Here is a 13,797-nt window from a genome sequence, read left to right as displayed (position 1 = left end):
CTTAACCTTTATTTAACATTTTGACTGCGGGCGTAATGACAACATCACCACCTTTGGCCCCTGGAACAGCACCTTTTACCAAAATCAGATTTCTTTCCATATCTACAGAATGGATAGTCAGATTTTGCACGGTTGTTTTAGCCGCCCCCATGTGACCGCACATTTTTTTACCCTTAAATACACGTCCTGGTGTTTGGTTCATACCATTTGAACCAGGTACCCGGTGTGATCTTGAGTTACCATGCGTAGCGTCTTGAGTTCTGAAATTATATCTTTTTACGGTACCGGCAAAACCTTTACCGATGCTGGTACCCGACACATCTATCATTTGACCCGCTTCGAAGACGCTAACAGTCAATTCCGAACCGGCAGACAAATCAACGCCTTCGTCGTCTTTTAATCTGAATTCCCACAAACCACGACCAGCAGTCACATTTGCTGCCGCATAGTGACCCGCCATAGCTTTATTAACTTTTGAAGATTTAACATCACCAGCGGCAACTTGAATAGCGCGGTAACCATCATTTTCCAAGCTTTTCACCTGAATCACACGATTAGATTCCACACTCAACACAGTAACCGGCACGGAAGTACCATCTTCACAAAAAATTCGGGTCATACCACATTTACGACCAACAAGACCTATTGACATCTGCCAATTCCTCTAAATATTTCTAGCTATTATTTAAGCTTAATTTGAACATCAACCCCAGCTGCAAGATCAAGTTTCATCAGTGCATCCACGGTTTTATCGGTAGGCTCGACAATATCAAGCAACCTTTTGTAAGTTCTCAACTCATACTGATCCCGCGCGTCTTTATTAACATGCGGAGAAATCAGAATGGTGAAGCGTTCTTTGCGTGTTGGCAGCGGAATAGGGCCTTTTACTTGCGCGCCCGTTCTCTTTGCTGTTTCAACAATTTCACCCGCCGATTGATCAATCAATTTATGATCGAATGCTTTCAATTGGATACGGATAGTTTGATTAGCCATCTTTTATTACTCAATGATTGAAGCAACAACACCCGCACCGACGGTACGACCACCTTCACGGATCGCGAAACGCAAGCCGTCTTCCATCGCGATTGGCGCGATCAATTTTACGGTAACCGCGATGTTATCGCCCGGCATTACCATCTCTACGCCTTCAGGCAACTCAACCGCACCGGTTACGTCGGTCGTTCTAAAGTAGAACTGTGGACGGTAGCCGTTGAAGAATGGCGTGTGACGACCACCTTCATCCTTGGACAATACGTAGATTTCAGCTTTAAAATGCGAGTGCGGCTTAATTGAGTTAACGTGCGCCAATACTTGACCACGCTCAACGTCTTCCCTTTTGGTACCACGCAACAATACACCGACGTTATCGCCCGCTTGACCTTGATCCAGCAGTTTACGGAACATTTCAACACCGGTACAGGTGGTTTGAACGGTGTCTTTAATACCAACGATCTCAACCGCTTCACCGACTTTGATGATACCGCGCTCGACACGACCGGTTACCACGGTGCCGCGACCGGAGATTGAGAATACGTCTTCGATTGGCATCAGGAATTTGCCGTCGATGGCACGTTCTGGCTCTGGAATATAGCTATCCAGCGCTTCAACCAGCTTAACAACCGAAGCCACGCCGATTTCACTTTGATCGCCTTCCAACGCCTTCAGGGCGGAGCCAACGATAATTGGCGTGTCATCGCCTGGGAATTCATATTGATTTAACAACTCGCGAATTTCCATTTCAACCAGTTCGATCAACTCAGCATCGTCAACCATGTCGGCTTTGTTCAGGAATACCACGATATATGGCACACCAACTTGGCGAGACAACAGAATGTGTTCGCGAGTTTGCGGCATTGGGCCGTCCGCCGCGGAGCAAACCAGAATCGCGCCGTCCATTTGCGCCGCACCGGTAATCATGTTTTTGACATAGTCGGCATGACCGGGGCAGTCAACGTGCGCATAGTGGCGGTTGGCGGATTCGTACTCCACGTGCGAGGTAGAAATAGTAATACCACGTGCGCGTTCTTCCGGGGCATTATCAATTTGATCGAAAGCTTTTACTTCGCCGCCTTGCAGTTCAGCCATTACTTTGGTCAGAGCCGCTGTCAATGTGGTTTTACCATGGTCAACGTGACCGATTGTACCCACGTTTACGTGCGGTTTTTTTCTTTCAAATTTTTCTTTAGCCATGAGTCAATACCTAATATTTATAAAAGATTTAAAATACTTTTCTAATAATAGCTTCCGCAATATTTGCAGGTGCTTCGTTATATTTTTCAAACTGCATACTGTATGTCGCCCTTCCCTGAGTTGCCGATCTCAAATCGGTTGCGTATCCGAACATTTCAGCGAGCGGAACCTCACACTCGACTGCTTTTCCAGCTGGCACATCTAACATGCCATGGATCACACCCCTACGCCGATTTATATCACCAACAACTTCGCCCATATAATCCTCTGGAGTCACTACTTCAACTTTCATAATGGGTTCCAGCAACACAGGATTTGCAGTTTCCGCCCCTTCCTTGAAGGCAATCGATCCTGCAATTTTGAAAGCCATTTCATTCGAATCCACATCATGATATGACCCATCGAACAAACTAACTTTTACATCTACCACGGGGAAGCCGGCTATTATGCCATTTTCCATTTGTTCTTGTATGCCTTTATCTATGGCGGGGATAAATTCCTTAGGAATTACTCCTCCGACCACCTCATTAACAAACTGATAGCCTGAACCTAGCTCCCTTGATTCTAAGCGCAACCAGACGTGACCATACTGCCCACGCCCCCCTGTTTGCCTAATGAATTTACCTTCGCACTCCACGGTCTTCTTAATGGTTTCCCTATAAGCCACTTGCGGAGCACCTACATTGGCAACAACGTTAAACTCCCTTTTCATTCTGTCTACAATTATTTCCAAGTGCAACTCACCCATACCGGAAATAATCGTTTGCCCCGACTCGGCGTCCGTATTAACTCGAAACGAGGGATCTTCTTGCGCCAACCTTGCAAGCGCGCTTCCCATCTTATCCTGATCCGCTTTAGTCTTCGGCTCCACCGCTACCGCGATAACAGGCTCAGGGAACTCCATTTTCTCGAGCAGTATGGGTGAATCCATGGCGCAAAATGTATCGCCCGTGGTGACATCCTTCATACCTATGACCGCCGCGATATCACCAGCCCTAACCTCACCGACCTCTTCACGACTGTTGGCGTGCATCTGCACAATCCGGCCAACGCGCTCTCTTTTTCCCTTGCCCGCATTGAGAATCGCATCACCGGATTTCAATACACCTGAATAAACCCGTATAAATGTCAAAATCCCAACAAAGGGATCCGATGCAATCTTGAATGCTAAAGCCGAAAATGGCTGCCCATCATCCGCCAATCTTTCATCTAGCGTTTCCTTGCCATCAACAAATCCCTTTATAGCCGGCTTATCAACTGGAGAAGGCAGAAATTCGACCACACCGTCCAATAAACATTGAACGCCTTTATTCTTAAATGCCGAGCCGCAGTAAACCGGCACTAACGTAGTATTTATTACCTGCTGCCTTATTCCTTGCTTTATCTCGGCTTCAGACAATTCGCCTTCCTCAAGATATTTTTCCGTTAGCTGCTCCGAGCCCTCGGCCGCCATTTCCATCAAGCGTTCGCGATAGATAGATGCCGCTGCAACCATATCCGCCGGAATCTCTTTTTCCAGATGCGTTACACCCAGATCATCTTCCTTCCAGTAGACAGCCTTCATCCGGATAAGGTCTACAACGCCCTCAAACGTCTCCTCGACGCCTATAGGCAACTGCATCGCAACAACCATAGCGCCCAAGCGGCTTTTGATTTGCTCAACCACCCGAACAAAGTCGGCGCCGGTTCTGTCCATTTTATTAACGAATGCCAAGCGTGGAACATGGTATTTATTCGCTTGCCGCCAAACTGCTTCGGACTGAGGCTCAACACCTCCCACCGCGCAAAATACAGCACATGCCCCGTCCAACACCCTTAATGAGCGTTCAACTTCTATGGTAAAGTCAACATGCCCAGGCGTATCGATAATATTGATCCGATGCTGGGCATATTGCTTATCCATGCCGGACCAGAAACAGGTCGTAGCTGCCGAGGTAATCGTTATCCCTCGCTCCTGCTCCTGCTCCATCCAATCCATGGTAGCTGCACCGTCATGCACTTCACCAATCTTGTGCGACACGCCGGTATAAAACAAAATTCGCTCGGTTGTCGTCGTCTTTCCCGCATCGATGTGAGCCATAATTCCGATATTACGGTACAGCTCAATTGGCGTCTTCCGTGGCATGGCAACAACCTAACAGACTATCGCTTACCAGCGATAGTGAGCAAAAGCTTTATTAGCCTCGGCCATTTTATGGGTATCTTCACGCTTTTTAGCTGCCGCGCCGCGACCTTCCGAAGCATCAAGCAATTCACCAGCCAATTTCGAAGCCATGGTTCGCTCGTTACGCTTTCTAGCCGCATCAATCAACCAACGCATAGATAATGCGACGCGCCTTGCCGGACGCACTTCGACAGGCACTTGATAGGTAGCACCGCCAACCCGGCGAGACTTAACCTCAACCCGTGGCTGCACATTTTCCAAAGCCTTAGCAACCAACTCCAAGGATTCTTTATGGCCCTTGCCTTCGATAACATCCAAAGCACCATAAACAATTTTTTCCGCAACGGATTTTTTACCATCCTGCATAATCATGTTCATGAACTTCGAGAGCATATCACTTCCGAAGCGTGGATCCGGATTAATTATTCGCTTTGCAGCAACTCTTCTTCTTGACATTTGTTACCAACCTTTATTTTTTAGGTCTTTTCGCGCCATATTTGGAGCGACCACATTTTCTATCTTTCACACCGGACGTATCCAGGCTACCTCGAACCACGTGGTAACGCACACCCGGCAAGTCCTTTACACGGCCACCGCGAATCAGCACAACCGAGTGCTCTTGCAGATTATGCCCTTCACCACCAATGTAACTACTTACCTCCGCGCCATTGGTCAACCTAACCCGCGCTACTTTACGCAAAGCCGAGTTCGGCTTCTTTGGCGTTGTCGTATAAACACGGGTGCAAACACCTCTTCTTTGAGGACATGCTTCCAATGCAGGCACATTGGTTTTTTCGATTTTTTTAGCGCGAGGCTTACGGACCAACTGATTGATCGTGGCCATTCTTAACTACTCCGATATGCAATTTGTAACAAACAAAAACCCGCAAACAAGCTTATCGCAGGCCACGGTTGCCAGACCCAAATCTCTTGACTCATGTGAGCAGAACATAATACTGCTTAACACACACATGGTCAAGAACTTTTGGTTATTTTTACTCGATGTTCAAGGCTTGCTTCAAGGCTTCCTCAACATCGACCGCTTCGACGGCACTCATTGATAAATCGCTATCCGACGATGCTTCAGCCGATCTTCTCTTACGGCGCTGCTCATGATATGCCAAGCCAGTACCGGCTGGGATCAATCTACCAACTATAACGTTTTCCTTCAAACCATTCAGACCATCGCTGATACCCCTTACGGCCGCATCGGTCAGAACACGAGTTGTTTCCTGGAACGACGCGGCAGAGATAAATGATTCGGTCGCCAAGGACGCTTTGGTAATACCCAATAACAGCGACTCATAACTTGCCGGAATTTTGCCTTCTTTCTCGGCTTGTTCATTTACCGCATTCATCAGAGTACGTTCTACTTGCTCACCCTTGACAAAGTCAGTTTCACCCGACGCGGTAATTTCAACTTTTCTCAGCATCTGACGAATAATCGCCTCGATGTGCTTATCGTTGATTTTTACCCCTTGCAGACGGTAAACGTCTTGAATTTCCTTAACCAGATAGTCGGCCAATTCTTCAACGCCACGTAGACGCAGGATATCGTGCGGTGTTAACTCACCTTCGGCAATGGTTTCACCCTTTTCGACGAACTCACCCTCGAACACGGTGATATGACGCCATTTTGGTATCAGGGTTTCATACTGCTCACCTTCCGCATCGGTAATTATGACGCGTTGTTTGCCCTTGGTTTCCTTGCCGAAAGAAACCATGCCGGTTGCTTCCGCCAGAATCGCCGGGTCCTTGGTTTTACGCGCCTCGAACAAATCGGCCACGCGAGGAAGACCACCGGTGATGTCACGGGTCTTACTGGACTCTTGTGGGATTCTGGCGAGAACGTCACCCACCTTCACTTCACCGCCGTCTTTAACACCAACGATCGCGCCGGCGGGCAGGAAATACTGTGCTGGAATGTCCGTACCCGGCAGGTTTATCAACCCGCCATTTTCATCAATCAACCGCACCATGGGACGCAACTCCTTACCCGCGGAACTTCTCTGCTTAGGATCCGTAACCACGCGCGAGGTTAAGCCGGTTACCTCATCGGAATGCTCTTGCACTGTGATGCCGTCGATAAAGTCATGAAGCTGAATGACACCATCCACCTCGGTGATAACCGGATGTGTGTGCGGATCCCAATTCACGATGATGTCACCCGCGCTTACCGCACTACCGTCTTGGATAGATAAAACCGCGCCATACGGGATTTTGTAGCGCTCACGCTCGCGCCCGTAGTCATCCATCACACCAACCTCGCCCGATCTCGAGACCGCAACCAAATTACTTTCCCGGTTTTTAACGGTTTTCAGGTTATTCAGCTTGACGGAACCCGCGGATTTGACTTGAACATTGCTTACCGCCGCCGACCTTGACGCCGCGCCACCGATATGGAAGGTACGCATGGTCAACTGAGTTCCAGGCTCCCCAATGGATTGGGCCGCAACCACACCGACCGCCTCGCCGATATTGACCAAATGACCACGACCTAAATCGCGACCATAACATTTGGCACAAACACCTTGGCGTGATTCGCAGGTAATGACGGAACGCACTAACATCTTATCAATGCCGTGTTCTTCCAAAACTGAAACCAGATTTTCGTCAATCATGGTTCCCGCGGGAATCAGCACGGTATTTCCAGCCGGTTCGGTGACATCAACAGCCGCAACCCGACCCAACACACGCTCGATCAATGGCTCAACCACGTCACCGCCTTCAATGATGGGCATCATGGTCAGGCCGTTCTGAGTACCGCAATCGGTAGTCGCAATCACCAAATCCTGGGCCACGTCCACCAAGCGCCGAGTCAAGTAACCCGAGTTGGCGGTTTTCAACGCCGTATCCGCCAAACCTTTTCGAGCACCGTGGGTGGAGATAAAGTACTGCAGTACGTCGAGACCTTCGCGGAAATTTGCCGTGATTGGCGTTTCGATGATCGAACCGTCTGGCTTAGCCATCAAACCACGCATACCAGCCAACTGCCTGATCTGCGCGGCGGAACCCCTAGCACCTGACTCCGCCATCATAAAGATAGAGTTGAATGATTTCTGCTTCACTACATTGCCGCTAACATCGACCACTTCGTCTTCGCCGAGGCCTTCCATCATCACTTTGGCAACCTGGTCATTGGCGCGCGACCAAATATCCACAACCTTGTTGTAGCGCTCTCCGTCCGTTACCAGACCCGATGAATATTGATTCTGGATTTCATTAACTTCCGCTTCCGCCGAACGAATAATGTCGGCTTTCTTGACGGGTATTTCCATGTCTTCGATACCGAAAGAAACGCCCGACCGCGTAGCATAGCGAAAACCCAAATACATGATTTGGTCCGCCAAAATCACAGTCTCTTTAATTCCCAAATAGCGATAGCTATAGTTAATCAATCGGGAAATATTTTTCTTGGTCATATCCACGTTAACCAATTCGTAAGGCATTCCATCGGGGACAATTCCCCAGATAATAGCCCGGCCAACAGTGGTTTTCTTTCTACTGACGATGGTTTCGAATTCACCCTCGGCATTTTTCAATTTCTCGGTGACTCTGACTTCAATTTTACTTTGCAGCTCGACAGTCTTGGCATCCAAAGCCTTCATGATTTCGGCAAGATCGGTAAAGATACTACCCTCGCCCTTACCATTAATTTTCTCGCGGCTGATGTAATACAAGCCCAAAACCACGTCTTGCGAGGGATTGATCACTGGCTCGCCGTTAGCCGGTGACAATATATTATTGGTCGCCATCATCAAGGTGCGGGCTTCCAATTGCGCCTCAATGGACAACGGAATGTGTACCGCCATCTGGTCGCCGTCGAAGTCGGCGTTGAACGCACTACAAACCAAAGGGTGTAACTGAATCGCCTTACCTTCGATCAAAGTGGGTTCGAAAGCCTGAATACCCAGTCTGTGCAATGTCGGCGCGCGGTTCAGCAATACTGGATGTTCGCGAATCACTTCTTCCAGAATATCCCAAACTTCGGCACCCTCGCGCTCCACCATTTTTTTGGCGGCTTTAATGGTTGTCGCTAAACCGCGCAATTGCAATTTGCTGAAAATGAACGGTTTGAACAACTCCAGTGCCATTTTTTTAGGCAAACCGCATTGGTGTAATCTTAAGGTCGGTCCCACCACGATTACGGAGCGGCCCGAATAGTCGACCCGCTTACCCAACAAGTTTTGACGGAAGCGGCCCTGCTTACCCTTGATCATGTCGGCCAAGGATTTCAATGGCCGCCTGTTGCTGCCGGTGATCGCACGTCCGCGCCGACCGTTATCCAACAAGGCGTCAACCGCTTCTTGCAGCATGCGTTTTTCGTTGCGTACGATAATGTCGGGCGCATTCAGATCCAACAACCGGGTCAGCCGATTATTTCTATTGATCACGCGACGATACAGATCATTCAAATCGGAAGTGGCAAAGCGACCGCCATCCAAGGGCACCAAGGGACGTAATTCAGGCGGCAGCACCGGCAGCACCTTCATAATCATCCATTCAGGACGATTGTTTGACGCCAACAACGAATCAATGACCTTCAAACGTTTTGAAAACTTCTTGATTTTGGTATCGGAACTGGTCGAATTGATTTCTTCGCGAAGAATGTTGATTTCTTCTTTCAGATCAATGGATTTCAGCAAATCATAGATGGCTTCCGCACCCATTTTCGCGACAAAATCGTCACCATGCTCTTCTAGCGCATTCAGGTATTCTTCATCCGTCAGCAACTGGCCTTTTTCCAATGGCGACATGCCCGCATCAGTCACGACAAATGTTTCAAAATACAGCACGCGCTCAATTGAACGTAGCGTCATATCCAGTAGCAGTGCAATTCTGGACGGCAACGATTTCAAAAACCAGATATGCGCCACCGGGCTAGCCAGCTCAATATGACCCATCCGTTCCCTGCGAACTTTGGACAAGGTTACTTCAACACCACATTTTTCGCAGATGACACCGCGATGTTTCAAGCGCTTGTACTTACCGCACAAGCACTCGTAATCGCTGATAGGCCCAAAAATCTTGGCGCAAAACAATCCATCCCGCTCCGGTTTGAAAGTACGGTAATTGATGGTTTCCGGTTTTTTCACCTCGCCATAAGACCATGAACGAATCATGTCCGGCGAGGCCAATCCGATACGGATATTGTCAAAATCGTCCGTACGACCTTGACGCTTTAAGAAATTCATTAAATCTTTCAAGAGCTTATCCTCTTTAAATGTTAACCGTTATTGCCCAGAATCTAGCAAGTTCGAAATACACGACTTAGTCTTGTTCCATTTCGATATTGACTGCCAATGAACGTATTTCCTTAACCAATACGTTAAACGACTCCGGCATACCGGCTTCCATTGTGTGATTACCATCGACGATGTTTTTATACATCCGGGTTCTTCCGGTGACGTCGTCCGACTTAACTGTCAGCATTTCTTGCAAGGTGTATGCCGCACCATAAGCTTCCAGTGCCCATACCTCCATCTCACCAAATCGTTGTCCGCCAAATTGGGCTTTACCACCCAAAGGTTGTTGCGTGACCAAACTGTAAGGACCGGTGGAACGGGCATGCATCTTATCGTCAACCAAATGGTTCAATTTCAGCATATACATATAACCTACGGTCACTTCACGCTCGAACGGTTCCCCAGTCAAGCCATCATACAGCACGGTTTGTCCATGTTCAGGCAAATCCGCCAGACGCAGCATGGTTCGAATATCCTCTTCCGACGCACCGTCGAAGACCGGGGTAGCCATCGGCACACCGCTGACCAAATTCACAGCCAATTCCAAAATCTCTTTATCCGACAATGAATTCAGATCTTCATTTCGCCCGCTGCAGTTGTAGATTTTCTCTAAGAAACCTCTAATTTCGTTAACCTTAGCCTGTGCTTCCAGCATCTTGCCGATCTTGATACCCAGGCCTTTAGCGGCCCAACCCAAATGCGTTTCCAATACCTGCCCGACGTTCATCCGGGATGGTACACCAAGAGGGTTCAACAAAATATCCACCGGATTGCCGTCGGCTGTGTAAGGCATGTCTTCAACCGGCACGATCATGGAGATAACACCTTTGTTACCGTGACGTCCAGCCATTTTGTCGCCGGGTTGTATGCGCTTCTTAACAGCCAAGTACACCTTGACCATTTTCAATACGCCCGGCGCCAGATCGTCACCCATGGTGATTTTTTTCTTTTTCTGTTCGAACCGTTCCTCAAACTCCTTGCGCTGCTGCTCAATTTGCTCGGCCACGGATTCGAGTTGCAGATTGACATCTTCATCCTGGGTTCTAATTTTCAGCAACTCGGAATGTGTCAGGCTATCCAGGTAGTTTTCCGTAATATCTTCGCCTTTTTTCAGGCCTTTAGGTCCTACTTCGGATTTTTTACCGGTCAGCAAGGTTTTCACCCGCGCCATGATGTCGTGCTCTACGATTTTCAGCTGATCATCCAAATCTTTACGATAGCGCTTGATCTCCGCTTCTTCAATTTCGAGCGCCCGATTGTCTTTTTTGACACCATCGCGCGTAAACACCTGAACGTCGATGACGGTACCGCGCACGTTATTCGGTACGCGCAACGAGGTATCTTTTACGTCGGCTGCTTTTTCGCCAAAAATTGCGCGCAGCAATTTTTCTTCCGGCGTCAATTGGGTTTCGCCTTTCGGGGTTACTTTTCCGACCAGAATATCGCCGCCCTTGACTTCTGCGCCGACATACACAATGCCGGACTCATCCAATTTGGACAGAGCTTCTTCGCTGACATTTGGAATATCGGCGGTAATCTCTTCTGGGCTATGCTTGGTTTCACGGGCCACGCAGGTTTTTTCTTCGATATGAATCGTGGTGAAACGATCTTCCTTCACCACCCGCTCGGACACCAAAATAGAGTCCTCGAAGTTATAACCATTCCAGGGCATGAACGCGATCAGCATGTTTTGGCCCAAGGCCAATTCACCAAGGTCTGTAGACGGACCATCGGCAAGAATATCACCCTTGTTAACGGTATCGCCCAGTCTGACCAATGGCTTTTGGTTGATACAGGTATTTTGGTTGGAACGGGTATATTTGATTAAATTGTAAATATCCACGCCCGGTACGCCGGCGATAGTTTCATCGTCATTTGCCCGGACCACGATACGTCCGGCATCAACTGCTTCGATACGTCCGCCACGCGTTGCAACCACGGTTACACCGGAGTCTTTAGCAACCACACGCTCCATGCCGGTTCCCACCAAGGGTTTTTCCGCGCGCAGAGTCGGCACGGCTTGGCGTTGCATGTTAGAGCCCATCAACGCTCGGTTGGCGTCGTCATGTTCCAAAAATGGAATAATTGAAGCCGCAACCGATACAATCTGTTTTGACGACACGTCCATATACTGCACGGTATCGGAAGATGCCAGGGTAAACTCGTCCTTATAACGGCATGACACCAAGCCTTCGACCAACTTCCCTTTTTCGTCGACAGCCACGCTGGACTGAGCGATGACATATTCGCCCTCTTCGATCGCGGAAATATAATCCACTTGATCGGTCACCAGGCCGTTAACAACCTTCCGATAAGGGGTCTCCAGAAAACCATATTCATTGGTTCTGGCATAAACCGATAAAGAGTTGATCAAACCGATATTCGGTCCCTCTGGCGTTTCGATTGGACATACCCGTCCATAGTGGGTGGTATGAACGTCGCGCACCTCGAAACCGGCACGCTCTCTGGCCAAACCGCCTGGTCCCAATGCCGATACCCGGCGCTTATGAGTCACTTGCGACAGCGGATTATTTTGATCCATAAACTGTGACAGCTGGCTGGACCCAAAGAATTCCTTGACCGCCGCCGACACCGGCTTGGCATTGATGATTTCCTGCGGCATCAAGCCTTCGGAATCGGCCAAGGTCAAACGCTCTCTGACTGCGCGCTCGACGCGCACCAGACCAATCCGGAATTGGTTTTCGATCATCTCGCCAACCGAGCGCACGCGCCTGTTGCCCAAATGGTCAATATCGTCAACGACGCCATTGCCGTTTCTGATCTTGATAAGCTCTTTCAAGACATCGATGATGTCTTCCCTACTCAATGTGCCTGTACCTTCAATTTCTTCCCTGCCCAGGCGGCGGTTGAATTTCATTCGACCGACAGCCGACAGGTCATAACGCTCGTCGGTAAAGAACAAATTTTCAAACAGGTTTTCGGCGGATTCGACGGTTGGTGGCTCGCCGGGGCGCATCATCCGATAGATCTCAACCAGCGCTTCCATACGGTTAGTCGTCGTATCCAGACGCATTGCGTTTGAAATATAAGGCCCACGGTCTAAATCATTGACATACAGCGTGTTTATTTGATCCACGCCGGCTTCGATCAATTTCTGCAACAATGGCTCGGTCAACTCATCATTGACGCTGGCCACTAATTCACCGGTGGATTTGTCGATGACATTATGGCCCAAGATTTTTCCGTATAAGTAATCTCTTGGTACCTCGATTTCGGTGACGCCGGCTTTTTCCAATTGCCGGACGTGTTTTGCCGTAATTCTACGGCCTTCTTCGATGACGACCGCGCCATCATGCTTGATGTCGAATACCGCCATTTCGCCACGTAATCTATCGGGGATTACATGGAACATGAATTTGTCGGCACTCAACGAGAATTTATTGGTTTCGAAGAAAATTTTGATCATCTCTTCGTTGTCGTAACCCAGCGCGCGCAACAAAATGGTTGCCGGGATTTTACGGCGTCTGTCGATGCGAACGTAGACCGCATCCTTATGATCGAATTCGAAATCCAACCATGAGCCACGATAAGGAATCACGCGGGCATTGAACAACAGTTTGCCGGATGAGTGGGTTTTGCCTTTGTCGTGATCAAAGAATACGCCGGGTGAACGGTGTAATTGCGAAACGATAACCCGCTCGGTGCCGTTGATCACAAAAGTACCGTTGTCTGTCATCAGGGGCAATTCACCCATGTAGACTTCCTGTTCGCGAATATCCTTGACGACTTTTGTATTCGCCGGAGCATCCTTGTCGTAAATGACCAAGCGCACCAATACTCGCAGTGGTGCGGAGAAAGTTGCGCCGCGTTGTTGACACTCTCTTACATCGAAAGCGGGTTCCCCCAAGCGATATTTCACATATTCAAGTACGGCATATCCTGAGTGGCTAACCACCGGAAATACACTTGAAAATGCGGCATGCAACCCATTATTGCGTCTTTTTTCGGGCTGTATGCCCGATTGCAAGAAACTTGCATAGGAATCAATTTGTGTTGCTAAAAGATAAGGGACTTCAAGTACCTCGGTACCTTTCCCAAAATTATTACGGATACGCTTTTTTTCGGTAAAAGAATAGGCCATATTGCTTCTATACCTTCGTCGTCAGAGATTATTTACTACTGTTTGTTTAACAAACAGTAAAAGGCCGACGGCAAAATGCCGTCAGCCCGGTTTGG

General features: G+C 48.7%; 8 protein-coding genes. All 8 read right to left on the bottom strand.

All coding sequences use genetic code 11. The annotated features are described in order from the left end of the window. Window position 1: 1 nt before the first annotated feature. The 8 genes from rplC to rpoB all read right to left on the bottom strand — a co-directional run bounded on the left by rplC (window position 2) and on the right by rpoB (window position 13,702). Window positions 2–652, bottom strand: a complete 651-nt coding sequence (rplC, locus tag IVG45_RS19975) for a 50S ribosomal protein L3 (RefSeq protein WP_196435505.1) — start codon at window positions 650–652, stop codon at window positions 2–4. 29 nt (window positions 653–681) lie between these two features. Beyond that, complete coding sequence (rpsJ, locus tag IVG45_RS19970; protein ID WP_013820389.1) at window positions 682–993, bottom strand: 30S ribosomal protein S10; 312 nt, start codon at window positions 991–993, stop codon at window positions 682–684. Window positions 994–999: 6 nt separating this feature from the next. Then, the gene (gene tuf, locus IVG45_RS19965) at window positions 1,000–2,190 is read right to left on the bottom strand and encodes an elongation factor Tu (protein ID WP_196435494.1); all 1,191 of its coding nucleotides are present in this window, start codon (window positions 2,188–2,190) and stop codon (window positions 1,000–1,002) included. A 28-nt stretch (window positions 2,191–2,218) separates the two neighbouring features. Next, a complete protein-coding gene (gene fusA, locus IVG45_RS19960) occupies window positions 2,219–4,315 on the bottom strand; it encodes an elongation factor G (protein WP_196435504.1) in 2,097 nt (698 codons plus the stop codon). 24 nt (window positions 4,316–4,339) lie between these two features. Further along, a complete protein-coding gene (rpsG, locus tag IVG45_RS19955; RefSeq protein WP_196435503.1) occupies window positions 4,340–4,810 on the bottom strand; it encodes a 30S ribosomal protein S7 in 471 nt (156 codons plus the stop codon). Between the two features lie 13 nt (window positions 4,811–4,823). After that, on the bottom strand, window positions 4,824–5,198 hold the full coding sequence (gene rpsL, locus IVG45_RS19950) for a 30S ribosomal protein S12 (RefSeq protein ID WP_013820393.1): 375 nt from the start codon (window positions 5,196–5,198) through the stop codon (window positions 4,824–4,826). Between the two features lie 151 nt (window positions 5,199–5,349). After that, window positions 5,350–9,549 (bottom strand): DNA-directed RNA polymerase subunit beta', encoded by a 4,200-nt coding sequence (rpoC, locus tag IVG45_RS19945; RefSeq protein WP_196435502.1) that lies wholly within the window; start codon window positions 9,547–9,549, stop codon window positions 5,350–5,352. Window positions 9,550–9,625: 76 nt separating this feature from the next. Then, window positions 9,626–13,702, bottom strand: a complete 4,077-nt coding sequence (gene rpoB / locus IVG45_RS19940) for a DNA-directed RNA polymerase subunit beta (RefSeq protein WP_196435501.1) — start codon at window positions 13,700–13,702, stop codon at window positions 9,626–9,628. Window positions 13,703–13,797: the final 95 nt, after the last annotated feature.

This window comes from Methylomonas sp. LL1, from assembly GCF_015711015.1.
GTDB lineage: Bacteria > Pseudomonadota > Gammaproteobacteria > Methylococcales > Methylomonadaceae > Methylomonas.
The sequence above is the reverse complement of the archived record's forward strand: the minus strand, read 5'-3'. Positions and strand labels throughout refer to the sequence as shown.